Source organism: Nonomuraea antri (assembly GCF_013283785.1).
Lineage (GTDB): Bacteria > Actinomycetota > Actinomycetes > Streptosporangiales > Streptosporangiaceae > Nonomuraea > Nonomuraea antri.
Genome location: NZ_JABCPZ010000095.1, coordinates 12,958 through 37,299 on the forward strand (window position 1 = coordinate 12,958; position 24,342 = coordinate 37,299).

General features: G+C 72.7%; 23 protein-coding genes. 19 read left to right on the top strand and 4 right to left on the bottom strand.

The window, feature by feature from the left end:
* The first annotated feature begins 45 nt into the window (after nucleotides 1-45).
* The 3 genes from HII36_RS28030 (at nucleotide 46) to HII36_RS28040 (ending at nucleotide 2,659) form a co-directional block, all read left to right on the top strand.
* The gene (locus tag HII36_RS28030) at nucleotides 46-825 is read left to right on the top strand and encodes a class I SAM-dependent methyltransferase (RefSeq protein ID WP_173526256.1); all 780 of its coding nucleotides are present in this window, start codon (nucleotides 46-48) and stop codon (nucleotides 823-825) included.
* 36 nt (nucleotides 826-861) lie between these two features.
* The gene (locus HII36_RS28035; RefSeq protein WP_173526257.1) at nucleotides 862-2,049 is read left to right on the top strand and encodes an MFS transporter; all 1,188 of its coding nucleotides are present in this window, start codon (nucleotides 862-864) and stop codon (nucleotides 2,047-2,049) included.
* Nucleotides 2,050-2,119: 70 nt separating this feature from the next.
* On the top strand, nucleotides 2,120-2,659 hold the full coding sequence (locus HII36_RS28040) for an SRPBCC family protein (RefSeq protein ID WP_173526258.1): 540 nt from the start codon (nucleotides 2,120-2,122) through the stop codon (nucleotides 2,657-2,659).
* Nucleotide 2,660: 1 nt separating this feature from the next.
* Here HII36_RS28040 and HII36_RS28045 read toward each other — a convergent pair whose 3' ends face one another.
* The 3 genes from HII36_RS28045 to HII36_RS28055 all read right to left on the bottom strand — a co-directional run bounded on the left by HII36_RS28045 (nucleotide 2,661) and on the right by HII36_RS28055 (nucleotide 7,092).
* Nucleotides 2,661-5,846 (bottom strand): BTAD domain-containing putative transcriptional regulator, encoded by a 3,186-nt coding sequence (locus HII36_RS28045; RefSeq protein WP_173526259.1) that lies wholly within the window; start codon nucleotides 5,844-5,846, stop codon nucleotides 2,661-2,663.
* 111 nt (nucleotides 5,847-5,957) lie between these two features.
* Entirely contained in the window at nucleotides 5,958-6,278 is a 321-nt protein-coding gene (locus HII36_RS28050) for a nucleotide pyrophosphohydrolase (RefSeq protein WP_173526274.1), read from the bottom strand.
* Between the two features lie 55 nt (nucleotides 6,279-6,333).
* Nucleotides 6,334-7,092: a maleylpyruvate isomerase family mycothiol-dependent enzyme gene (locus HII36_RS28055; protein ID WP_173526260.1), complete on the bottom strand. Its 759-nt coding sequence runs from the start codon at nucleotides 7,090-7,092 to the stop codon at nucleotides 6,334-6,336.
* A gap of 86 nt (nucleotides 7,093-7,178) precedes the next feature.
* On the opposite strand from HII36_RS28055, the gene HII36_RS28060 reads away from it, so the two are divergent.
* Nucleotides 7,179-8,831 carry a serine/threonine-protein kinase gene (locus HII36_RS28060; protein WP_173526261.1) on the top strand — a complete coding sequence of 551 codons (1,653 nt, stop codon included), beginning with the start codon at nucleotides 7,179-7,181 and terminating at the stop codon, nucleotides 8,829-8,831.
* A gap of 78 nt (nucleotides 8,832-8,909) precedes the next feature.
* Here the strand turns inward: HII36_RS28060 and HII36_RS28065 are convergent, their stop codons facing one another.
* On the bottom strand, nucleotides 8,910-9,938 hold the full coding sequence (locus HII36_RS28065) for a LacI family DNA-binding transcriptional regulator (RefSeq protein ID WP_173526262.1): 1,029 nt from the start codon (nucleotides 9,936-9,938) through the stop codon (nucleotides 8,910-8,912).
* A 143-nt stretch (nucleotides 9,939-10,081) separates the two neighbouring features.
* Here HII36_RS28065 and HII36_RS58055 point away from each other — a divergent pair, with 143 nt between their 5' ends.
* The 15 genes from HII36_RS58055 to HII36_RS28135 form a co-directional block, all read left to right on the top strand.
* Complete coding sequence (locus tag HII36_RS58055; protein ID WP_268959632.1) at nucleotides 10,082-10,207, top strand: hypothetical protein; 126 nt, start codon at nucleotides 10,082-10,084, stop codon at nucleotides 10,205-10,207.
* 21 nt (nucleotides 10,208-10,228) lie between these two features.
* Nucleotides 10,229-11,353, top strand: coding sequence for an extracellular solute-binding protein (locus HII36_RS28070; RefSeq protein WP_268959633.1), 1,125 nt, complete (start codon nucleotides 10,229-10,231; stop codon nucleotides 11,351-11,353).
* Between the two features lie 23 nt (nucleotides 11,354-11,376).
* Nucleotides 11,377-12,309, top strand: a complete 933-nt coding sequence (locus tag HII36_RS28075; RefSeq protein ID WP_328807926.1) for a carbohydrate ABC transporter permease — start codon at nucleotides 11,377-11,379, stop codon at nucleotides 12,307-12,309.
* Nucleotides 12,306-13,130, top strand: a complete 825-nt coding sequence (locus HII36_RS28080; protein WP_328807927.1) for a carbohydrate ABC transporter permease — start codon at nucleotides 12,306-12,308, stop codon at nucleotides 13,128-13,130. The genes HII36_RS28075 and HII36_RS28080 overlap by 4 nt, the downstream gene beginning before the upstream one ends.
* Before the next feature lie 77 nt (nucleotides 13,131-13,207).
* Nucleotides 13,208-14,047 (top strand): iron uptake transporter permease EfeU, encoded by an 840-nt coding sequence (gene efeU, locus HII36_RS28085; protein WP_173526264.1) that lies wholly within the window; start codon nucleotides 13,208-13,210, stop codon nucleotides 14,045-14,047.
* 11 nt (nucleotides 14,048-14,058) lie between these two features.
* The gene (efeO, locus tag HII36_RS28090) at nucleotides 14,059-15,186 is read left to right on the top strand and encodes an iron uptake system protein EfeO (protein WP_173526265.1); all 1,128 of its coding nucleotides are present in this window, start codon (nucleotides 14,059-14,061) and stop codon (nucleotides 15,184-15,186) included.
* A 38-nt stretch (nucleotides 15,187-15,224) separates the two neighbouring features.
* Nucleotides 15,225-16,475, top strand: a complete 1,251-nt coding sequence (gene efeB, locus HII36_RS28095; RefSeq protein WP_173526266.1) for an iron uptake transporter deferrochelatase/peroxidase subunit — start codon at nucleotides 15,225-15,227, stop codon at nucleotides 16,473-16,475.
* A gap of 73 nt (nucleotides 16,476-16,548) precedes the next feature.
* Complete coding sequence (locus HII36_RS28100; RefSeq protein ID WP_328807928.1) at nucleotides 16,549-17,508, top strand: STM4015 family protein; 960 nt, start codon at nucleotides 16,549-16,551, stop codon at nucleotides 17,506-17,508.
* Entirely contained in the window at nucleotides 17,505-18,440 is a 936-nt protein-coding gene (locus HII36_RS28105) for an STM4015 family protein (RefSeq protein WP_328807929.1), read from the top strand. The genes HII36_RS28100 and HII36_RS28105 overlap by 4 nt, the downstream gene beginning before the upstream one ends.
* 34 nt (nucleotides 18,441-18,474) lie before the next feature.
* Complete coding sequence (locus HII36_RS28110) at nucleotides 18,475-19,422, top strand: STM4015 family protein (RefSeq protein WP_173526267.1); 948 nt, start codon at nucleotides 18,475-18,477, stop codon at nucleotides 19,420-19,422.
* Nucleotide 19,423: 1 nt separating this feature from the next.
* Nucleotides 19,424-20,392, top strand: a complete 969-nt coding sequence (locus HII36_RS28115; protein ID WP_236003940.1) for an STM4015 family protein — start codon at nucleotides 19,424-19,426, stop codon at nucleotides 20,390-20,392.
* Nucleotides 20,389-21,477: an STM4014 family protein gene (locus tag HII36_RS28120; protein WP_328807930.1), complete on the top strand. Its 1,089-nt coding sequence runs from the start codon at nucleotides 20,389-20,391 to the stop codon at nucleotides 21,475-21,477. Before HII36_RS28115 ends, HII36_RS28120 begins: the two co-directional genes overlap by 4 nt.
* Nucleotides 21,478-21,479: 2 nt before the next feature.
* Nucleotides 21,480-22,271, top strand: coding sequence for an STM4013/SEN3800 family hydrolase (locus tag HII36_RS28125; RefSeq protein WP_173526268.1), 792 nt, complete (start codon nucleotides 21,480-21,482; stop codon nucleotides 22,269-22,271).
* Nucleotides 22,258-23,523, top strand: a complete 1,266-nt coding sequence (locus HII36_RS28130) for an STM4012 family radical SAM protein (protein ID WP_173526269.1) — start codon at nucleotides 22,258-22,260, stop codon at nucleotides 23,521-23,523. Before HII36_RS28125 ends, HII36_RS28130 begins: the two co-directional genes overlap by 14 nt.
* Nucleotides 23,517-24,342: STM4011 family radical SAM protein (locus HII36_RS28135; protein ID WP_173526270.1), on the top strand; the 826-nt coding region annotated here is incomplete at its 3' end. The genes HII36_RS28130 and HII36_RS28135, both read left to right, overlap by 7 nt.

Sequence of the window (24,342 nt, forward strand, 5' to 3'; positions counted from 1 at the left end):
TCTGGGGGGATGGACCTCGGATGGCTCGCGTGCGACGCTCAGCCGATGCCGGACTATTACCGCGATTTGGCCAGCGACTATCACTGGCTGTTCCCCGATCCGATCGTGAAATATCCGGGCATCCTCGGCGGCACCTCACCCGGCAGCGCCGACCTCGTCGAAGCCGTGGCCCGTGAGGTGAAGCCGGGCGCGGCCGTCCTGGACTGCGCGTGCGGCATCGGCACCGACGCGATGGCGCTCGCCCACCGCGGCTTCCGCGTCACCGCGTCGGACGGCAGCCCGGAGATGGTCGCCGAGGCCGCGCGGCGGCTGCGCACGCACGCGCCGGACGTGGAGTTCGTCAGGTGCCTGTGGCAGGACCTGCCCGCCACCCTGACCAGGGAGTACGAGCTGGTGCTCTGCCTGGGCAACTCGCTGGGCCACGCAGGCTCACACGAGGCCATGGTGCGCGCGCTGCGCGGCATGCGCGGCGTGCTGTCGCCCACGGGCACGCTGGTCGTCGACTCGCGCAACTGGGAGCTGCTCTACCGCGAGCGCCCGCGCGTCGTGGTCGCCGACGAGGTCAGGCGGCGCGACGGCATCCGCTCGTGGTGCGTCTACGTCTGGACGATCCCCGCCGCCTTCCCCGAGCCGTGCCAGGCCGAGGTGCTGTTTCTGCTGGAGCACCCGGACGGCGCCGTGACGCACCGCCGCCACCCGATCGACTTCCAGCCGTTCACCCCGGCCCAGCTCGAAGCCCGGCTGGAGGAGGCCGGGTTCACGGTCACCGGCGGCTCGTACCACCCGCAGCGGCCGCGATACGCGCTGGTCGCCAGGCCCAACTGAAAAGAAGCTTTCCTTATTACGGCATGATGGCCACCCATGTGGTCGCGCGACTTCGTCCTGTTCTTCACCGCACGCACCGTCTCCATGCTGGGCGGGGCGATGATCCCGGTGGCGACCGCGCTCGGCATGCTCGGCGCCGGTTACACCGAGACCGAGGTGGGCCTGGCGCTGGCCGCGTGGATGGCGCCGATGGCGGCGCTCATCCTGTTCGGCGGCGTGCTCATGGACCGTTTCACGCCGCGCAGGATGATGGTCGGCGCGGACGTCATCAGGATGCTCACCCAGGCCGGCGTGGGGCTGCTGTTCGCCTCGGGACGGCCGGCGCTCTGGCAGGTCCTGGTGCTGTCGGCGATCGCGGGCGCGGCGGCCGCCATGTACGTCCCGGGCGTGGCGGGCACGATCCCGCGCGTGTCTGCCGACGTGCAGCGGGCCAACGCCACGCTCCGGGTGTCCGAGGCGATCATGCAGTTGCTCGGGCCCGGGCTGTCCGGCGCGCTGATCGGGTTCGCCGGGGCGGGCGTGGTGTTCGCGGTGGACTCGGCCGGCTTCGGAATCAGCGCGCTGTGCCTGCTGCTCATGCGGGTGCGCGTGCCCGCGTCCGGCGAGGAGCCGGTGTTGGTGCGGCTGCGCGAGGGCTGGCGGGAGTTCCGCGCCCGCACCTGGATGTGGAGCGTCATCCTGATCTGGGTGATCTTCGGGATCACCCTGTTCGGGCCGCTGATCCCGCTCGGATCGGCGGTCGTGACCAGTGCGTTCGGACCGGCGGCGTACGGGCTGGTCCTGTCGGCGAGCGGCGCGGGCACGATACTCGGCGGGCTGGTCGCGCTGCGGGTCAGGCCGTCCAGGCCGCTGGCCGCGGGCGGCGTGGGCATGCTGCTGTTCGCGCTGGAGCCGCTGAGCTTCGCGCTGGACGTGCCGCTGCCCGTCATCATGGCCGCGCACGTGCTCGGCGGCGCCGGGTGGGCGTTCTGGTCGGTCATGTGGGCGACCAGCGTGCAGACCCTGGTGCCGGCCGACGCGCTCAACCGGGTCAGCGCGTACGAGATCGGCGGCTCCACCATGTCGGTGCCGATCGGCCAGGTGCTGGCCGGGCCGATGGCCGAACTGGCGGGCAAGCAGGAGGTGCTCGGGTTCTCAGCCCTGGTCGCGGTGGCCGGCTGCCTGGTCCTGCTATCGGTACGCCCGATTCGTACGGTCCGCCGCGCCGCCGCCGTAAGCGCATGAGAAGAACAGCTGAAGCGCCCCCCGGCACCGTAGAGCCATCACCACCGAGCTGAACGCAAAGGACGAGCCGATGGCCCCCACCGCCGAGTACGAGATCATCCGCACCTTCGACGCCCCCCGCGCCCTGGTGTACGCCGCCTGGACCGAGCCCGAGCACTTCTCCCGCTGGTTCGGCCCGCGCACGCTGGCCACGCCGATCGGCCGGATCCGCCTGGACGTCCGGCCCGGCGGCGCCTGGCAGGCGACCCTGACCGGCGACGAGGGCTTCGAGGTGACGCTGCGCGGGACCTACCGCGAGGTCGCCGCGCCCGGGCGGCTGGTCTTCACCACCGGCGACCCCGACGCGCCGGGCGACGGCCCGGCCTCGGTGGTGACGCTGGAGCTGGACGAGAGCGAGGGCCGGACCACGATGCGGTTCCACCAGTTCGGGGTGAACACCGACCAGGAGCACGCCGAGCAGGCCAGGGCGGGCTGGATCGAGTTCTTCGACCGCCTGTCGGAGCACCTGGCCGGGCACCTGGCCGGGCACCTGGCCGGGCACCTGGCCGGGCACCCCGCCGACGAGCCGGCCGTGCGCCCGGTCGGCGGGCCCGTCGCGCGTCCGGCGTGAGTCAGATGAGGTCGGCGGCGTCGTCCAGCTTCCTGGCGGCGCCGTCCTCGTACGCGGCCGCGAACGCCGCCTCGCCCAGCGTCGCGCGGGCCCTGGCGGCGGCGCGGTCGATGTCGGCCTGTTCCGACACGCCCGCCGGCACCTGCACCCGCTCGCGCGCCGCGAACGCCAGCCCGAGCAGCCGCGCCGCCCGCTCCGCCTCCCTCCTCGCGGCTTCCCCCACCGCAGCTTCCCCCTTTGCCGCCTCTCCCATCGCGGCCTCCCCCATCGCGGCCGAGGCCGAGGCGATCCCCTCGACGGCGAACGCGGCCGTGCTCGGGTCGCCGACGCGCTGGGCCGCGGCCAGCGCCTCCACGTGCAGTTCCCGGGCCGCGGCCGGATCGCCGCGCAGCTCAGTGAGGTGGCCGAGCTCGACCAGCGTGCTCGGCAGGTGCAGCGCGGGCTCGACGTCCGCGTTCCTGGGCACGCCTTCGAGCAGCCGCAGCAGGTGCGTCTCTGCCAGTTCGAGCCGGCCGGCCCGGCGGGCGGAGAAGGCCAGGCCCATCTCGGCCATGGCCTCGCCCTCCCGGTATCCCTGCCCGACCGCCAGCGTCCTGGCCCGCTCGCAGAACTCCATGGCCCGCTCGTAGTCGCCGGTGTTCATCGCGGTCCAGCCGAGCCAGGCGGTGCGGGTGGCCACGGTGGACCACAGCCCCAGGTCCTCGGCCAGGCGCAACCCCTCGCCGAACAGCCGCGCCGCGCCCTCGGCGTCGCCGGTCATCTCGGCCAGCCCGGCCAGCCATTCGGTGGCCTGCAGCCGTCCCCACTGGTCGCCGAGCGACTCGAACAGCCGGGCGCTCTCGCCGCCGTCGCGTTCCAGCGCCTCGATGTCCCTGCGGGTGAACGCCTCCATCGCCCGCCTGCTCAGCGCGGCCGCGATCCCCCACCGGTCGCCGGTCGCGCGGAACGTGGCCAGCGCCCGGTTCACCAGTTCCTGGCTCGTCGGCAGGTCGGGCACGAACCTGGCGGCGAACAACTCGGCCCTGGCCCGCTCGCCGGGGTCGGCGACGGCGTCGAGCACCGGCCGCCAGTCGGCCCGCTCGCCACGCATCAGGGCGAACCCGGCGTGCCAGGCCGCAGCCCTGGCGTGTTCCGGCCCGTCCTGAGGGCCGGAGCGCAGCGCGGACTCCAGCTCCCGCATGGCCTCGGCCGGCCTGCCGCGCAGGAACCAGTACCAGGCCAGCGCGTTCACCAGCGTCAGCGACTCCGGCCGGCCGGCCGCCGCGCCGAGCGCCGCACGCAGGTTGGCGGACTCGGCGTCCAGGCGCGGCAGCCACTCCCGCTGCCCGCCGCCGTACAGCTCGGGCTCCGCCCGCCGGGCCAGGTCCAGGTAGTGGCGCAGGTGCGCCTCGCGGACGCCGTCCAGCTCGCCGGCCTCGGCCAGCCGCGCCAGGCAGTACTCCGACACCGATTCGAGCAGCCGGTACCGCACCCCGGACGGGCCTTCTGTCACGGTCACCAGCGAGCGGTCGACCAGCCTGGCCAGCAGGTCGAGCACGTCGAGATCGGCGTCGCCGCAGACGGATTCCGCCGACTCCAGCGTGCAGCCGTCGCGGTGCACGGCCAGCCTGCGCAGCACCCGCCGTTCGTCCTCGGACAGCAGCTCCCAGCTCCAGTCGATCACCGCGAGCAGCGTCTGCTGGCGGGCCGGGGCGCCGCGCCGGCCGGTTGCCAGCAGCTTGAACCGGTCGTCGAGCCGGTCGGCCACGCCCTGGACACCGAGCGCCCGCACCCGCGTGGCGGCCAGCTCCAGCGCGAGCGGCAGCCCGTCCAGGCGGCGGCAGATCTGCGCGACGGCCTGCGCGTTGCCCGCGTCGAGCGCGAAGCCGCGAGCGGCCGCCGCGGCCCTGGTCACGAACAGCCGGACCGCGTCCGACCTGGCCATGAGCGCCGGGTCGTGGGTCGTGGGCACGTCGAGCGGCGGCACCTGCCAGGCCACCTCGCCGGCCACGGCGAGCGGTTCCCTGCTGGTGGCCAGGACGCGCAGTCCGGGCGCGGCCCGCAGCAGCAGCTCGGTCAGCTCGGCGACCGGCTCGACCAGATGCTCGCAGTTGTCCAGCACGAGCAGCAGCCGCCTGGACCGCAGCGCCGCGGCCAGCCGGTCCTCGGGGGCGGCGGGCGCGCCGTCCTCCTTGATGTCCAGCGCGGCCATCACGGCCTCGGCCGGCGACCCCTCCGTAGGGGCCAGCTCGACCAGCCACGCGCCGTCCTCGAACGCCTCGACCAGCCGGGACGCGGTCTCCAGCGCCAGCCTGGTCTTGCCGACCCCGCCCGGGCCGGTGAGCGTGACCAGCCGCTCCTCCTGGAGCAACGCGCCGAGCTCGGCCACCGCGCCGTCGCGGCCGATGAGCCTGCTGACGGCGGCGGGCAGGTTCGTGACGGGCCGCTCGGCCGGGACGCTCAGCGCCGGGTCCTGGCCGAGTATCGCCTGGTGCAGCGCGACCAGGTCGGGCCCGGGGTCGAGGCCGAGCTCGTCGGCCAGGCGCTCGCGCAGCTCGGCGTAGCTGGCCAGGGCCTCGCTCTGGCGTCCGGACCGGTACAGGGCCCGCATGTGCACCGCGCGCAGCCGTTCCCTGAGCGGGTGCGCGGCCACCAGCTCGCCCAGCTCCCCCGCGAGCAGGCCGTGCTCACCCAGCTCCAGCCGGGCCTCGGCGTGCTGCTCCAGCGCCGACAGCCGCTGCTCGCCCAGCCGGACGATCGCCGACCTGGTGTACTCCTCGTCGGCGAAGTCCGCGAAGGCCGGCCCGCGCCACAGCGCCAGCGCGTCGGCCAGCAGCCCGGCCCTGGCCCGCGGGCTCCCCGCGGACTCGGCCCGCGCGAGCAGGTCGGCGAAGCGGGCGGCGTCGAGCGTGCCCGGGTCGGGCCGCAGCAGGTAGCCGGGGGCGCGGGAGACGACGAGGTTCTTGCCGCCCGGCTCGGCGTCCTCCAGCGCCTTGCGGAGCTGGGAGACGCGCACCTGCAGCGCGCCCGGCGGGTTGGCCGGCGGCTGCTCGCCCCACAGGTCGTCGATCAGCCGGTCGACGGAGACCGGGTGTCCGTCGTGCACGAGCAGGTCGGCGAGCAGCGCCCGCACCTTCAGCCCGGGGATCGCGACCGGCTCCCCCGCGTCGGTCCAGACGGCCAGCGGACCAAGCACCCCAAAACGCATGCCCGTCACCTTATGTGCCCGGGGATCGTTCGCGGTCGGATCCCGTACGGGGCCCTCAGGTCTGGTGCGGGGCCCTCAGGCCCTCAGGTCTGGTGCGGGGCCCTCAGGCCCTCAGGTCTGGTGCGGGGCCTTCCTGGCCGAGCCGCGGTAGCGGTCGGCGGCGTAGCGCTGCTCGTTCTCGTCCAGCTTGTCGTGGGCCGCCTCGACCAGGTCGACGCCGAGCACGTCGGCCAGGCGTACCAGGTAGAGGGTCACGTCGGCCAGCTCGCCGCGGATCCTGGCCAGCTCGTCGGGCGCGGGCCGGCGCGACTCGTCGGCGGTCAGCCACTGGAACTCCGCCACCAGCTCGCCGACCTCGCCGGCCAGCGCCATGGCCAGGTTCTTCGGGGTGTGGAACTGCTCCCAGTCTCTGGCCCGCGCGAACTCCCGCATCCGGGCCGTCAACTCCGCCACGTCCGTCGTCACGCCAACCGACCTTACCCGTCGGCTACGTGGTCACCTCGCCCAGCAGCTCGCGCAGCAGGTCGGCGGGGGCGCGGTCGCCGCCGAACGTCAGCGCGTCGCCGGACGCGCGCCGCCACGACCACAGCAGCACGTCCTGGGGCCGGCCCGCGACCGAGGCGGCCGCCGGCCCGTCGGCGATGACCTCGACGCCGGTCTTCGCCGGGCGCACCGTCCAGCGGCCGGGCCCCGCCTCAATCGCGACGGCTCGCGGGTCGCGGGTGAGCCGGTCCCCGAAGTCCTCCGGCCACTTGCCGGTGTAGAAGGCGAGCATCGTCACCAGCACCTCGTCGATGCCGTCGATGGCCAGGTCGTCCGGGATCGGCGCGATCGGCACGCGCTGGGCCAGCTCGGCGTCCACCCGGTGGACGACCGTCTCCAGGGCCATCCTGCGGGCCCAGAAGCCGATCGTCTGGTCCGGGTCGTACCAGGTCACGGCGGTCTCGTCCGGTGCGCGGGCGGACAGTTCGGCCGTCAGGTCCGCCAGCGACCGCTCCAGGTGCGCGACCGGACCTTCGCTCCCCTGCTCCGGCGGCCACTGCTCCGGCCAGGCGCCGCCGCGGATCGTCTCGACCTTGTGCTGGTAGACGAGCGCCACGTGCCGCAGCAGGTCGCCCGCGCGCCACTCGGGGCAGGTGGGCACCGGCGCGTCGAGGTCGCGGCCGCCGATCTCCCGCAGCCTGACGGCCTCGCGGGCGAGGTGGTCGAGGTAGCGCTCGGGCGACAGGCGGGCAGGAGGGGCCATCCGGCCATGGAAACACGAAACACCGACAATCCGAACGAATGCCGTGATCCACCTGAATCGCCCGGTCTACCGGTACGCTTCCGCGAGTGTCCGGATTATCGGTGCCCGGCTACGAGATCAAGGGCGTTCTCGGGCGGGGCGGTTTCGGTGTGGTCTACCTCGCCCTGCAGTCCGCCGTCGGCCGCGAGGTGGCGCTCAAGGTGGACAACCGGCTGCTGCTGTCCGACCACGACAGACGCCGGTTCCTGCGCGAGGTGACGGCGGCCGGGGCGCTGACCGGGCATCCGCACGTGGTGCCCGTCTACGACGCGGGCGTGCTGCCTGACGGGCGGCCGTACCTGGTGCTCGAACCGTGTCCGGGCGGCTCGCTGTCGGGGCGCCTGCTGTCGCCGCCCGACGTGCGCGACGTCGGGGTGCGCGTCGCCGACGCGCTGGCCGCCGCGCACGCGCAGGGCGTGCTGCACCGGGACGTGAAACCGGCCAACCTGCTGATCAACCGGTACGGCCAGGTCGCGCTGTCCGACTTCGGGCTGGCCGCGATGCCCTCCGCGGGCCCGGCGGCCGGTCTCTCCTGGGGGTCGGAGGCGGCGTCGGTGACCCGGGAGTCGCCGAGCGCCGCCTACGCGCCGCCCGAGGCGTTCGAGCTGACCGAGCCGACCCCGGCCGGTGACGTGTACGCCCTGGCGGCCACGCTGTACACGCTGCTGACCGGGCGGCCGCCGCGCTTCCCCGAGGGCGGCGCGCCGAACCTGGCGATGATCCTGGCGCTGCACCGCAGGCCCGTACCCGACGTGCCGGGGGTGCCCGACGAGCTCATGGCGGTGCTGCGCGAGGCCCTGGCCACCGACCCGCGCCGGCGCACGCCGAGCGCCGCCGCCTTCCGCGACGCACTGTCCGCCCTGCCGCTGTCCCCGCTGTCCGCGCAGTCCCCGCTGTCCGCGCCTTCGGAGGTCCCCGCCGCGCACCCGACCGGACGGGCGCCAGAGAGCGCGACGGAGCGGGCGGCAGGTGGAGCGACAGAGCGGGTGACAGGGCGAGCGGCGGGACGGGCGACGGGCGGAGCGATGGAGCGGGCGACAGAGCGGGCGACAAGGCGGGCATCAGGGCGGGCACCGGAGAGGGCGGCGGAACCGGCTGGGCGTGGCACGCCCAGGACGCTGCTTCTCGGCGCGGCCGCCGTGGCGCTGGCCGTCGCGGTCAGCGTCATCGTGACCGTCCGCCCCGGTGTGGCCGAGCCCACCGACCGGACGAAGGCCGCCGCGCAGCCCACGCGCACCCCCGCGCCCACGCCCGCTCCCACGCTCACTCCCGCGCGCCCGGCCACGCACACCGAGAACTGCCCGGCCGCCCGGATACGCGGCGGCGGCGCGGCCTGCCTGTCGGAGCCCGAGTGCTGGGCGGCCCGCCCGGCGGCGACCGGCGGCAGCGCCGCGGCCGGACGGCTGAGCTGCGCGGAGCCGCACGCCTGGGAGACGTTCGCGATCGCGCCCGTCCCGGCGAACTCCCGCCTCACGCCCGGCCTGGCGCGGCACCCGACCGTGCGGCGAGTGTGCTCGCGCACGGTCCTGCTGGCCACCAGGACGACCGCCGCCCGCAGGCACCCGGCGAACGCCTGGACGGTCAAGGTCATGCCGCCCTCGCGCGCGCAGTTCGCGGCCGGCGTCCGTGACTACCGCTGCCTGGGCAGACTGACCGGCGAGCAGGAGACCCGGGGCACGTTCTTCCACCGCACCGGCTGACCGCACCCGCTGACCGTGCCCGCAGACCGCGCCCACTGACCGCACCCGCTGACCGCACCCACCGATCCCGCCCACTGATCACGGGCCGGGGCGGCCCGTCCCGGCCGGGGCCGTGCTCTCGCGTACGACCAGCTCGGTGGCCAGCTCCACCCGCCTGGCCTCGGGCGCCTCGCCGCGCCGCATGGCCAGCACGGTACGCGTGGCCAGCGCGGCCATCTCCTGCAGCGGCTGGCGCACGGTGGTCAGCGGCGGCCAGGCGGACTTGGCCAGCGGCAGATCGTCGAACCCGACCACGCTCAGGTCGTCGGGCACCCGCAGCCCGCGCCGCCTGGCCGCCTCGAACACGCCGAACGCCGTCAGGTCGCTGCCCGCGAAGATCGCGGTGGGCGGCCGGTCGAGCGCGAGCAGCGCGTCGCCGTGCTCGTGCCCGGAGTCGACCAGGAACGTGCCCCGCCTGATCAGCTCGGGCTCGACCGGCAGCCCTGCGGTCTCCAGCGCGGCCCGGTAGCCGTCGATCCTGGCCTGGCTGCACAGCATGTCGGCGGGTCCGCTGATCATGCCGATCCGCCGGTGGCCCAGCTCCAGCAGGTGCCGGGTGGCGGCCAGGCCGCCGTTCCAGTTGGTGGCGCCGACCGAGACGACGCCGGGCGCCGGCTCGCCTTCCGGGTCGACCACGACGAACGGCAGCGACCGGGCGCGGAGCTGGGCCTGCACCCCGGTCGACAGCCGGGAGGCGACGATCACCACGCCGTCGGTCCTGCGCGCGGCCAGCCGTTCCAGCCAGTCGCGGCCGGGGCCCGCGTGCGTGTGCAGCACGGAGATGACCACGCTCGCGCCGCCCTCGTGCGCGGCGGCCTCGGCGCCGCGCACGATCTCCATCGCCCACGGGGATTCGATCTCGGCGAAGACCAGGTCGACCAGCCCGGCTGGAGTGTCGTCCTGGCTGACGCGGCGCTGGTAGCCGTGCTGCTGGAGCAGCCGTTCGATGCGGTGCCTGGTGGCCGGGGCGACTTCCGGCCGGCCGTTGATGACCTTCGAGACCGTGGGCACCGACACCCCGGCCTCTTCCGCGATCAACGCGATCGTCACCCGTCTCTTCGCTGACACGATCGGGAGTGTAGCCGAAAGTTTCGGATTGGGATCGCTCCCACGACGCGCATTGACGCTCGACCAGCGACTCACCTAAGCTCCGGGAATCGAAAGTATCGGGGGGTTCACGAAAGTTTCGGACACACTGGAAGGGGACCCCTATGAGACGCAGTGCCGTGTTGATCGCGGCCGCCGTGCTGGTGGCCGGCTGCGGTGGCACGCCGGAGCAGGCGCAGGGCCCGTCGGGCGGGCCGGCCAAGGTGACGCTCGAATGGTGGCACCTGTAGACCAGCGAGCCGCTGAAGACGCTGTGGGCGCAGCGGGCCAAGGAGTTCGAGTCCAGGCACCCGAACGTGACGATCAAGGCCACGGTGCTGGAGAACGACGCGTACAAGGCCAAGCTCACCACGATCACGCAGTCGGGCAAGGCCCCCGACCTGTTCGTCACCTGGGGCGGCGGGGTGCTGCGGCAGCAGATCGACGCGGGCCTGGTCAAGGACCTCTCCGCGGACGTCGCACCCACCCTGGACGGCTTCACCGCCGCCGCGCTGAGCGCCTACCAGTTCGACGGCAAGACCTACGCGTTGCCGACCGACATCGGCCTGGTGGGCTTCTGGTACAACAAGAAACACTTCGCCGAGGCCGGCATCAGCGCGCCGCCCGCCACCTGGGCCGAGTTCCTCGACGGCGTCAAGAAGCTGAAAGCGGCCGGCATCACCCCGATCGCGCTGGCCGGCAAGGAGAAGTGGCCGGGCCACTACTACTGGGCCTACCTGGCCATGCGCATCGCCGGGCTGCCCGCGCTGAAGCAGGCGGGCGTCGACCACGACTTCACCAAGCCCGACTTCGTGGCCGCGGGCCAGCAGGTCAAGGCCCTGGCCGACCTGCAGCCGTTCCAGAAGGGCTTCCTCGGCGCGGGGTACTCGACGCCCGACGGGCAGGCGGCCAGCGTCGCCAACGGCAAGGCCGCGATGGAGCTGATGGGCCAGTGGGCCCCGGCCGTGCAGGCGTCGTCGGGCAAGGGGCTGGGCGCGGACCTGGGCTTCTTCCCCTTCCCGGCGGTCGAGGGCGGCAAGGGCTCGGCCGGTGACGCGTTCGGCGGCGGCAACGGCCTGGCCGTGGGCGCCGACGCGCCGAAGGAGGCCGTGGAGTTCGTGAAGTTCATGACCGAGATGGACACCCACGCCAAGGCCGTGACGGCCGGCGGCGTGCTGCCGGTGCTCAAGGGCGAGGAGAGCGCGGTCAAGGACGCCAATCTCAAGCAGGTGGCGACCCTGCTGTCGGCGGCCTCCGGCTACCAGCTCTACCTCGACCAGGCGTACCCGCCGGCGGTGGGCCAGCAGGTCAACGACAGCGTGGCCGAGCTGATCGCCGGAACCAAGACGCCTGAGCAGGTCGGCCAGGCCATCAGCGACGTGGCCGAGAGCGAATGACGACGCTCACCAGGGGGCCGCGGGTGCGTGCGCGCCCGGCCCCCGCCGCCACCCGGCGGCGGCGCCGCCGCTGGGTGACGATCGCCCTGTTCCTGCTGCCCGCGCTGGTGCTGTTCCTGCTGCTGGTGGTCGCCCCCATCCTGGTGGCGATGTACGCCAGCGCGTTCAAATGGAACGGCTTCGGCGGCCTGCCCACCGACTTCGTCGGCCTGGACAACTTCACCCGGCTGTTCGGCACCGAGATCTTCCGCGCGGACCTGTGGCACCTGGTGGTGCTGGTGGCGTTCTCGCTCGGGGTGCAGCTGCCGTTCTCGCTGGCCGTCGCCATGCTGCTGAACCAGCGCATCCGCGGCCGGGCGCTGTACCGGCTGGTGTTCTTCGCGCCGTACGTGTTGTCGGAGGTCATCGCCGGGGTGCTGTTCTCGCTGATCCTGGCGCCCGACGCGGGGATGGCGAACCAGGTGCTCGGCCTGGTCAGGCTGGACTCGGAGTGGCTGGCCGACCCGGACACCGTGATGCCCTCGCTGTTCCTGGTGATGAGCTGGAAGTACTTCGGCTTCCACATGATGATCTACCTGGCCGGACGGCAGAGCATCCCGGACGAGCTCATCGAGGCCGCCAAGATCGACGGCGCCGGCCCGTGGCAGGCGTTCCGGCACGTCACGCTGCCGCTGCTGGGCCCGACCATCCGGATCAGCGTCTTCCTGTCGGTCATCTACACCATCCAGCTGTTCGACCTGGTCTGGATACTCACCGGCGGCGGCCCCTCGCACGCCTCGGAGACGATGGCCGTCACGATGATGGAGTACGGCTTCAAGCGCTCCCAGGTGGGCTACGCCAGCGCGATCAGCGTGGTGATGTTCGTGCTCAGCCTCGTCTTCGCCCTCGGGTACCAGCGGTTCGTGATGCGCCGCGACCTGGAGGGGGCGACCACGTCCATGGGAGGACCCCGGTGACTCGTGCCAAGTCCGCGCTGCCGCTGCACGCGATCGCCTGGATCGTCGGCGCGTTCATCCTGGTCCCGGTGGTCTACGCGGTGCTGGGCGGGTTCAAGAGCAACACCCAGTTGTCGGGCAACCCGTTCGGCCTGCCCGATCCCTGGGTGCCGGCGAACTACTCCGACGTGCTGGTCTCGGCCTCGTTCTGGGGGCAGCTCGGCAACAGCGCGTTCATCGCGGTGATCTCGACGTTGCTGGTGGTGGCGCTGTCGGCGCTGGCCGCGTTCGCCTTCGCCAGGTTCGCCTTCCGCGGCAGGGAGCTGCTGTTCACGCTCTTCACGATGGGGCTGATGTTCCCGTTCGCGGTGGCCATCCTGCCGATCTTCGTGTTGCTGCGCACGTTCGGGCTGCTCGACAACCCGCTCGGCGTCATCCTGGTGCAGGCCGCCTTCGGGCTGCCGCTCACGATCATCATTCTGCGCGGCTTCTTCCGCGGCATCCCCGGCGAGATCGAGGAGGCGGCCACGCTCGACGGGTGCACGCCGTTCGGCTTCTTCTGGCGGATCCTGCTGCCGATGGCGCGTCCGGCGCTGGCCACCGTCTCGGTGCTGGCGGTGGTGGGGAGCTGGAACAACTTCATGTTGCCGCTGGTGGTCTTCAGCGACGAGACACGCTGGACGCTGCCGCTGGGCATCCAGCAGTTCCAGGGCCAGTACAGCGCCGACACCGCCCGCATCCTGGCCTACCTGGTGCTGGCCATGGTGCCGGCGCTCGGGTTCTACGCTGTCGCCGAACGCCACCTGGTGGGCGGTCTGACAGCGGGCGCCACGAAGGGTTGACACGTCCGGCATCTTGCGTGCGGCGGTTTTCGGCTGCCTAATTAGGTAAGGCTTTCCTCACGCACGCGGGAGTGGCGATGTTCGCCAGCTACCTCATCGGGTTACGCGAAGGGCTGGAGGCGACGCTCGTCGTCTCCGTCCTCGTCGCGTTCCTGGTCAAGAGTGACCGGTCGGACAAGCTGCGGCTGGTGTGGACCGGCGTCGCCGCTGCCGTGGCGCTGTCGGTCGCGTTCGGCGCGCTGCTGACGTTCACCGCGGCCCGGCTGTCGTTCACCGCGCGCGAGCTGTTCGAGGCCGTCGCCTCGCTGCTGGCCGTCGTCTTCGTCACCTGGATGATCTTCTGGATGCGGCGGACCGCCCGGGCGCTCTCCGGCGAGCTGCGCGGCAAGCTGTCCGACGCGCTCCAGATGGGCTCACTCGCCGTGGTCGTGATGGCGTTCCTGGCCGTGGCCCGCGAAGGGCTGGAGACCGCGCTGCTGTTCTTCGCCTCCGTGCAGAGCGTCGCCGTGCAGTCCGATCCGCTCGTCGGCATCCTGCTCGGGCTGCTCACCGCCGTCGTCATCGGCTGGCTGCTCTACCGCGGCGCGGTGCGGGTCAACCTGTCGCGCTTCTTCACCTGGACCGGGCTGCTGCTGATCCTGGTGGCCGCGGGCATCTTCAAGTACGGCGTGCACGACCTGCAGGAGGCCGCCGTCCTGCCCGGGCTGAACACCCTGGCCTTCGACCTCGGCGCGGCGCTGCCCGCCGGGTCCTGGTACGGCAGCCTGCTGGCCGGGATGTTCAACGTCACCGCCCAGCCCAGCGTCCTGGAGGTCGTCGCCTGGGCCGCCTACCTGGTTCCCACGCTCTTCTTCTTCCTGCGACCCCAGCGGGCCGCCGCCACCCCGGTGCCCGCGCCCACCACCCCCGCGGCCTGAACAGGAGCATCATGCGCACCCCCATCCGCCTGTCGTTCGGCGTGCTCGTCCTGGTCGGGCTGAGCGCCTGCGGCTCCGGGCAGGAGACCGCCGCCGCCCCCGCCGCGTCCGGGAAGATCGCGGTCGCCGCCACCGACACCGAGTGCAAGGTGGCCGTCGGCGAGGTGGCCGCGGGGACGAGCACGTTCGCCATCACGAACAACGGCACCAAGGTGACCGAGTTCTACGTGTACGCGCCGGGCGACCGGGTGATGGCCGAGGTCGAGAACATCGTCCCGGGGCTGACCCGGGAGCTGATCGCCGAACTGCCGGCCGGCGCGTACGAGACGGCCTGCAAGCCCGGCATGGTCGGCAAGGGCATACGCAACGCGCTCAAGGTCACCGGTGAGCACAAGCCGCTCAGCAGGGACGCCAAGCTCGCCGAGTCGGTGGCCAGCTACAAGCGTTACGTCAAGTCCCAGAGCGACACGCTGCTGGTCAAGACGCAGGAGTTCGTGGACGCGGTCAAGGCCCAGGACATCGAGCGGGCCAAGGCGCTGTTCCCGGTCTCGCGTACGTACTGGGAGCGCATCGAGCCGGTCGCGGAGATCTTCGGCGACCTCGACCCGGCCATCGACGCCCGCGAGGCCGACCTGGCCGAGGGCGAGGAGTGGACCGGGTTCCACAAGATCGAGAAAGACCTGTGGATCACCAAGGACGTCAGCGAGGACGGCCCGATCGCCGACAAGCTGATCGCGGACGTCAAGACCATCGTGACCAAGGCCAACGCCGCCGAGCTGACCCCGCTGAACCTGGCCAACGGCGCCAAGGAGCTGCTCGACGAGGTGGCCACCGGGAAGATCACCGGCGAGGAGGACATCTGGTCGCACACCGACCTGTGGGACTTCGACGCCAACCTCGACGGTTCCAAGGCGGCCGTGCAGGCGCTCCGGCCGGTGCTGGAGGAACGCGCCCCCGACCTGGTCAAGACGCTGGACGCGAAGTTCGCCGCGGCCGAGGCGGAGCTGGCCAAGCATCAGAAGGGCGACGGCTGGCGGCTGCACGACGAGCTGAGCAAGGCCGAGCTGAAGGCGCTCTCCGACGTGATCAACGCGCTGGGCGAGGAGATCAGCAAGGTCGCCCCCATCGTCGCCAAGTAGCCGAGGACAGGACGGAAGGCACAGTCATGGGCGAGCGGATGAGCCGCAGGAGCGTACTCGGCCTGAGCGCCGCGGGCGCCGCGGGCGCGGCGGTGCTCGGCGCCGGCGCGGTGGCCTCGCGCGCGCTGCTCGACGAGCCCCCGGTCGCGCACGCGAGCACCACCGCCGACCCCGTCCCGTTCTACGGCGAGCACCAGGCGGGCATCGTCACACCGGCCCAGGACCGGCTGCACTTCGTCGCCTTCGACGTCACCACCGGCGACCGGGCCGAGCTGGTCGAGCTGCTGCAGGAGTGGACTGCCGCGGCGGCCAGGCTGGCGCAGGGCAAGGAGGCCGGGGCGTTCGGCGCGGTCGGCGGGGCCGCCGAGGCCGCGCCCGACGACACGGGCGAGGCGCTGGGCCTGCCCGCCTCCGGGCTGACGCTGACGATCGGCTTCGGCCCCTCGCTGTTCGACGACAGGTTCGGGCTGGCGGCCAGGCGCCCGCCCGCGCTCGCCGACCTGCCGAAGTTCCCCGGTGAACAGCTCGTCCCGGACATCTGCGGCGGCGACATCTGCGTGCAGGCGTGCGCGCACGACCCGCAGGTGGCCGTGCACGCCATCCGCAACCTGGCCAGGATCGGCTTCGGCAAGGTCTCGGTGCGCTGGTCGCAGCTCGGCTTCGGGCGCACGTCGTCGACCTCGCGGGCCCAGACCACCCCGCGCAACCTCATGGGCTTCAAGGACGGCACGAACAACCTGAAACTGGAGGACGCCGAGCTGCTGCGCGACCAGCTCTGGGCCGCGGCCGCGGACGGCGCCGGCTGGATGGCGGGCGGCAGCTACCTGGTCACCAGGAAGATCCGCATGACGATCGAGACCTGGGACCGCACGTCGCTGGCCGAGCAGGAGCAGATCTTCGGCCGCGACAAGGGCGAGGGCGCGCCGCTGGGCCGCAAGAAGGAGTTCGACCCGCTCGACTTCGCCGCCGCCGGCCCCGACGGCGCCCCGTTCATCAGGGACGACGCGCACATCAAGCTGGCGCATCCGAGCAGCCACGGGGACGCGCGCCTGCTGCGCCGCGGCTACAACTACGTCGACGGCTCCGACGGCCTGGGCCGCCTGGACGCCGGGCTGTTCTTCATCGCCTACCAGCGCGATCCGCGCAGGCAGTTCGTGCCGGTGCAGCTGAGCCTGGCCAAGTCCGACCCGCTGAACGAGTACATCAAGCACGTCTCCAGCGGGCTGTTCGCGGTGCCGCCCGGGGTGCGTGACGCGGGTGACTACTGGGGCCGCACGCTTTTCGCGTGATATTTGGGGAAATGTCGGCCGATTCTGGTAGGACGGTCACGCCCGAATCCCCCAGCCGAGGACACCACCGACCGTGACCGTCGCACCCGCGCAGCCGTACGGCTACACGCGCCCCTACCAGAGCTACGCCGGCCTGCCGATCGAGGACTGGACCGAGGAGGATCGGCCGGACGTGGCCGACCCGTCCACGGTGGCCTGGCGGCTGACCTCCGACGACTGGGTGGAGGAGACCTACGAGGAGATCACCGAGGCGATCGACGCGTTCGTGGCCGACGTCGACACCACCGTGGTCACCACGCTGCTCATCGGCGAATGGCAGGAGTCCTACAGCGAGAGCTCCGAGCCGATCGTCGCCAAGCTGGTCGAGCACGCCGCGAGGTTCCCGGCGCTGCGCACGCTGTTCTTCGGCGCGATGAGCGCCGACCAGTGCGAGATCTCCTGGATCCGGCAGTCCGACCTGACGCCGCTGCTGGAGGCGTACCCGAAGCTGGAGCGCCTGGAGATCCGCGGCGGCACCGAACTGCGGCTGTCACCGGTGCGCCACGAGGCGCTGCGCGTGCTGCGCATCGAGACCGGCGGCCTGCCCGGCGAGGTGGCGCGGGCGGTGGCCGCCTGCGATCTGCCCGCGCTGGACCACCTGGAGCTCTGGCTGGGCGTGGACAGCTACGGCGGCGACACCACCGTGGCCGACCTGGAACCGATCCTGTCCGGCGCGCGGCTGCCCGCGCTGAAGTACCTGGGGCTGCAGGACGGCGAGTTCCAGGACGACATCGCCGCCGCCGTCGCCTCGGCCCCCGTCGTGGCCCGACTGGAGACGCTCAGCCTGTCCATGGGCGTGCTCACCGACGCCGGCGCCGAAGCCCTGCTCACCGGCCAGCCGCTCACCCACCTGCGCAAACTCGACCTGCACCACCACTTCCTGAGCACCGCCATGATGGGCCGCCTGCGCCAATCCCTGCCCGGTGTCGAGCTCGACCTGTCCAGTCAGGAGACCACCGACCGCGACTGGCGCTACGTCGCGGTGAGCGAGTGACCTCGTTGCTCGAACTCTGCGAGTACCTCGAGGAGTACGCGGGCCTGCCGATCGAGTTCTGGTGGCCGGGCGAACAGCCGCCGGTCGCCGACCCGGGCGCGGTGGCCTGGCGGCTGCAGGCGAGCCGTTACGACGAGATGCTGCACGACGACATCGCCGACGCCATCGAGGAGTTCGTCGAGCAGGTCGACACCACCCGGGTCACCGCGATCGTCCTAGGCGATTGGGAGCACGCCGGGGGTGACCCGGCGACCGTCGCCGTGGACCTGCTGGTCGCGCACGCCGCCAGGTTCCCCGCCCTGCGCTCGATCTTCTCCGGCGCCAACACCGGCGAGGTCATGTGCCCGCAGTCGGACATCACCCCGCTGCTGGCGGCGTTCCCCCGTCTCGAACGGCTGGACGTGCGCAGCGGCGGCGGCCTGCGCCTGGACCCGGTGCGGCACGAGTCGCTGCGCGCCCTGCGCATCGAGAGCACCGGCCTGGACGCGCGGGTGGTGCGGGCGGTGGCCGCGAGCGAGTTCCCCGCGCTGGAGCACCTGGAGCTCTGGCTCGGCACCGACCCGCGCGGCGGCGAGGCCACCGTCGCCGACCTGGAACCGATACTCACCGGCGCGCGCCTGCCCGAGCTGTATCACCTCGGCCTGCAGAACAGCGAGCTCCAGGACGAGATCGCCGCCGCCGTCGCCGCCGCCCCGGTGGTGGCCCGGCTGGGGTCGCTGAGCCTGTCCCTGGGCGCGCTCACCGACCGGGGCGCGGAGGCGCTGCTCACCGGCCAGCCGCTCACCCACCTGCGCGAGCTCGAGCTGAGCCACAACTTCCTGAGCCTCGAACTGGTACGACGCCTCACCGACGCCCTGCCCGGGGTGGAGGTCGACATGTCGGACCGCTGGCCGCTGGTCGAGGACGAGCGGTACGTGGCGGTCGGCCGGTGACAGGCATGAACGTACCCACGAACGGACACGGCCCATGATCAAATATCACAAGAGCAACCACTACCAGCACGACTACCGCGACGAATACGCGGGGCTGCCGGTGGCGCGCGTGCTCGACACCACCGAGCAGATACCGCTGCCCGCCGCGGACGCCGCGGCCTGGCGGCTGGCCGGCTCCTGGGAGCAGGGCGAGTTCGACGGCTTGCACCTGAGCCTCAAGTGGCTCAGCGAGCGGGTCGACACCACGCGCGTGCGGGCGCTGGTGATCGGCCTGTGCCTGGACGAGCTGGGGTCGCAGGGCTGGACGGTCGCCGGTTACCTGGCCGAGCGGGCGGCCATGTTCCCCGAGCTGCGCTCGCTCTTCATCGGCGCGATCACCGACCACGAGTTCCAGATCTCCTTCATCGAGCACGGCGACGTGACACCCGTGCTGACCGCCTTCCCCAAGCTGGAGCGGCTGGACGTGCGCGGCGGGACGTTCGAGCTCGACCCCGTACGGCACGACTCGCTGAAGACGCTGCGCCTGGAGAGCGGCGGCCTGCCCCCGGAGGTCGTCCGCGCGGTCGCCGCCAGTGACCTGCCCGCGCTGGAGCACCTGGACCTGTGGCTCGGCACCCCCGAGTACGGCGGCGAGACCACCGCCGCCGACCTCGAACCGATACTCACCGGCGCGCGCCTGCCCGCGCTGCGCCACCTCGGCCTGGAGAACAGCGACATCCAGGACGAGATCGCCGCCGCCGTGGCCACCGCACCCGTCGTGGCCCGCCTGGAGTCGCTCAGCCTGGCGCTGGGCGCGCTCGGCGACCCGGGAGCCGAAGCCCTGCTGACCGGCCAGCCACTCACCCACCTGCGCGAACTCGACCTGCAACACCACTTCCTGAGCCCGGAGATGGTGGCACGCCTCACGCGCGCGCTGCCCGGGGTGCGGCTCGACCTGTCCCGCCGGGCGCAGGCGGAGCGCTACATCGCGGTGGCGGAGTGAGATGAGCGATCAGCAGCGTGACCCCGGTTCGGCGTTCGTGCACGAGGACGAGGTGTACACCGACGGCCCGGGTGACTACTACCGCGAGTGGTTCGCCGGCCTGCCGATGGTGGAACCGGGCGACGAGCCGGCCGAGCCCGGCCGGGTCGCCTGGAGGCTCTACGACCAGCCCGCGATGGACGGGGACGAATCGGCCTTCGCCGCGGAGCTCGACCGGCTGTTCGAGATCGTCGGCGGAGACCGGGTCGAGTCGATCGTCGTGGCCGGCGGTGGCGCCGCCAACGCGGCACGCCTGCTCGCGGCCGCCGCCCCCCGGCTGCCCCGGCTGCGCTCGCTGTTCCTGGGCAGCATCGAGCCGGAGCACTGGGAGATCTCCTGGATCGAGCACGGCGACGTCACCGCGGTGCTGGCGGCGTTCCCCGGGCTGGAGCGGCTGGAGGTGCGCGGCTCCGACGGGCTGGCGCTGCATCCGGTCCGGCACGAATGCCTCAAGGTGCTGCGATTCGAGTCCGGCGGGCTCCCCGGGGCGGTGGTCAGGGCGATCGGCGCTTCGGACCTGCCCGCACTCGAACACCTGGAACTGTGGCTCGGCGTCGAGCAGTACGGCGGCGACCACGGCGTCTCGGACCTGGAAGGCATCCTGGGCGGCGCGCGACTGCCCGCGCTCCGGCGGCTCGGCCTGCGCAACAGCGAACGACAGGACGAGATCGCCGCCGCCGTGGCCACCGCGCCGATCGTGGCGCGGCTGGACGCGCTCAGCCTGGCCATGGGCACGCTCACCGACGAGGGCGCCGAAGCCCTGCTCAGCGGCCAGCCCCTGACCCACCTGAGCCACCTCGACCTGCACTACAACTTCGTGAGCGACGAACTGGCCGACCGCCTGGTCGCCGCGCTGCCCGGCGTGGCCGTGGACCTGTCCACGCGCCTGCCCGACCGCGACGACGACCGGTACGTGGCGGTGAGCGAGTGAGCGTGCGTTTCGCCGTCGTGGGGACTCCAGGCGACCGGCGGGTGACGTTGTTCCGCGACGCCGTCGTGGCGCACGGCCTGGCCGAGCCGCTGGTGATCCCCTGGCGCGACGTGCTGACCGGCCGGGAGCTCGCCGTGCCCGCCGGTTCGCTGCTGCGCGTCGATTCCCCCGGCGAGGACGCCGAGACCGACGCGCTGCTGCGCGGCCCGGGCGAGCCCGCGCGGGTCGGCGGCGGCGAGGCCTGGTACCGGACGTTCACCGCCGGGCTCGACCGGGTGGCCGCGATCCCCGGCGTCCGGCTGCTGGGGGACGCCGGGGAGATCGGAGTGATGTTCGACAAGCGCCGCTGCCACGCCGTGCTGGAGCGGGCCGGGGTGCCGGTGCCGCCGGCCTTCGAGGCGGTCTCGTACGCGGACCTGCGGGCCGGGATGGCCGAGCGCGGCTGGCATCGGGTGTTCGTCAAGCCGGCGCACGGCTCGTCGGCGTCCGGCGTGATCGCGCTGCAGGTCCAGCCGCCGCCGGGCGACCGGCTCAAGGCCGTGACCTCGGCCGCCTGGATCGACGGGGGGTGGTGCAACTCGCTGCGGGTGCGGGCCTACGCCGCCGAGCACGACGTGCGCCGGCTGGTGGACTTCCTCGCCCCCGACGGGCTGCACGTCGAGCGCTGGTTCCCCAAGGCGTCGCTCGACGAGGGCACGTTCGACCTGCGGGTCGTCACCGTGGCCGGGACGCCGACGCACGCGGTCGTGCGGACGAGCCGCGTCCCTATGACGAACCTGCACCTCGGGGGCAGGCGCGGCGACCTCGGCGCGGTGCGGTCGCGGCCGGAGCTGTGGGCGCGGGTGCTGGAGGTGAGCGCGCGGGCGGCGGCCTGCTTCCCGGGCAGCCTGAGCACCGGCGTGGACGTGATGGTCGGGTCCGACTGGAGGTCGGTGGTGGTGGCCGAGGTGAACGCGTTCGGCGACCTGTTGCCCGGGTTGGGCGACATTTCAGGAAATGGGCGCGACACGTACGCGGAACAGGTCAAAGCGGTGGTCGAGGCCGGCTTCGAAGCGACGGGAAAGGCCGGGGCGGGGCAGCGGTGAACATGAACGAGATCGTGGGCAGCCACGACATCCTGCTGGTCACGCTCGACACCCTCCGCTACGACGTCGCCGCCGCACTGGCCGCCGCCGGCGAGCTGCCGAACCTGCTGCCACCCGGTGTGACCTGGGAACGGCGGCACAGCCCCGGCAGTTTCACCTACGCCTCGCACGCCGCCATGTTCGCCGGGTTCCTGCCCACCCCGGTCACGCCGGGGCCGCATCCCCGGCTGTTCGCGGCCACGTTCCCCGGCAGCGAGAGCACGGCGGGTGACACGTGGGTGTTCGACGCCCCCGACCTGCCGACCGGCCTCGCCCAGGCGGGGTACCACACGGTCTGCATCGGCGGCGTCGGATTCTTCAACAAGCTGACCCCGCTCGGCTCGGCGCTGCCCGGCCTGTTCGCGGAGAGCCACTGGCGGCCGGAGTTCGGCGTGACGAACCCGTCCTCGCTGGAGCACCAGATCGACTGCGCCGCCGACGCGTTGCGCGAGGTCGAGCGGCCGGTGTTCCTGTTCGTCAACGTCTCGGCCCTGCACCAGCCGAACCACCACCACCTGCCCGGCGCCGGCGGCGACTCCGTCGAGACCCACGCCGCCGCCCTGCGCTACGTCGACCGGCACATCGCGCGGCTCTACGGCCTGATGCGCCGCCGCCGTCCCTGCCTGGTGATCGTCTGCTCCGACCACGGCACGGCGTACGGCGAGGACGGCCACGTCGGCCATCGCATCGCCCACGAGGTGGTCTGGACGGTCCCCTACACCGAGTTCGTTCTGGAGAGTCATGCGGCCCTATGAGGGTTATGTCTACGCCTACCCGCACAAGACCGCCTACCGGCCGCTCGACCCGCGTCCGGCGCTGAAGGAGGTCTGGGCCGGGGAGCGTCCCGGGGCGCTGTACGCGCACATCCCGTTCTGCGAGATGCGCTGCGGCTTCTGCAACCTCTTCACCCGCACCGGCGCTCCCGAGGACCTGGTCGCCGCCTACCTGGACGCGCTGGAACGCCAGGCCGTGACCGTCCGCGAGGCGCTGGACGAGCCGCGCTTCACCACGGCCGCCTTCGGCGGCGGCACCCCCACCTACCTCAGCGCGGGCGAGCTGACCAGGCTGTTCGACCTGGTGGAAGGCACGATGGGGGTGGATCTGGGCGCGATCCCGCTGTCGGTGGAGACCTCGCCGGCCACCGCCACGCCGGACCGGCTCGCCGTCCTGGCCGAGCGCGGCACGTCCAGGATCTCCATCGGCGTGCAGAGCTTCGTGGACGCCGAGGCCCGCGCCGCCGTGCGCCCGCAGAAACGCGCCGAGGTGGAGGCCGCGCTCGACGCGATCCGCGCGGCCGGGATCCCGGCGCTCAACATCGACCTGATCTACGGCATCGACGGCCAGACCCCCGAGTCCTGGCTGTACTCCCTGGACACCGCGCTCATCTGGAAGCCCGAGGAGCTGTATCTCTACCCGCTGTATGTCCGGCCGCTGACCGGGCTCGGCAAGCAGGGCCGGGCCTGGGACGACCAGCGGCTGGAGCTGTACCGGGCCGGCCGCGACCACCTGCTGGCCGCCGGGTACGAGCAGGTCTCCATGCGGATGTTCCGGCTGCCCGGCTCGGGCACGGCCACCGAGTACTGCTGCCAGACCGACGGCATGGTCGGGCTGGGCTGCGGGGCGCGCTCGTACACCAGCAGGCTGCACTACTCGTTCGAGTACGCGGTCGGCGCCAGGCAGGTGCGCTCGATCATCGACGACTACGTCGGCGGCGCGGACTTCGGCCGGGCCAACGTGGGTTTCACCCTCACGGACGACGAGCGCAGGCGGCGGCACCTGATCCAGTCGCTGCTGCGGGCCGAGGGACTGTCGCGCGAGCTGTACCGGTCGGAGTTCGGCGCCGACGTCCTGGACGACTTCCCGCTCACCCGCTTCGCCGCGTGGCTGGTGGTGGAGCCGTCGACGATCAGGCTGACGCCGGAGGGCCTGGCCCACTCCGACGCGATCGGCCCCGCGCTGTTCTCCCCCGCCGTCAAGACGCTCATGGACGGATACGCCGCATGCTGACCATCCTCTACCGCGGCCCGCTGGCCAGCTGCGACTACGACTGCGCGTACTGCCCGTTCGCCAAACGCCGCGACACGCCCGAGCAGCTGCGGGCCGACCGGGCGGCGCTCGAACGGTTCGCCGACTGGGTGGCGAACGCGTCGTTCGAGGTGTCGATCCTGTTCACGCCGTGGGGCGAGGGCCTGGTCAGGTCGTGGTACCGGGAGGCGCTGGTGGACCTCTCGTGGTTCCCGCACGTGCGCAAGGTGGCGATCCAGACGAACCTGAGCTGCCGGACGGACTGGCTCAAGGCCGCCTCCGACCGGGCCGCCCTGTGGATCACCTACCACCCGACCCAGGTGCCCTACGACCGGTTCCTCGGCAAGGTCCGTTCGCTGAGCGTGCGGCACAGCGTGGGCATCGTCGGCGACCCCGCCCACCTCGACGCCGCCCGGCGGCTGCGGGCCGACCTGCCTGCGGAGACGTATCTCTGGGTGAACGCCGAGGAAGGCCGCCTCTACACCGACGCCGAGGCCGCCGAATGGGCGGCCGTCGACCCGCTCTTCCACCACAGCCGCTTCCCCCATGCCAGTGCCGGGCTGCCGTGCCGGACCGGAGACACGGTGATCTCGGTGCACGGCGACGGCACCGTGCGCCGCTGCCACTTCGTGCCGGAGGTGCTGGGCAACCTGTACGACGGCTCCTACCGGCCGGCGCTGCGGCCCCGCGCCTGCCCGGCCACGGCGTGCGACTGCCACATCGGGTACGTGCACCTGGAGCCGCTGGGGTTGTACGACGTGTTCGCGGGCGGCGTCCTGGAACGCGTCCCCGCCACCTGGC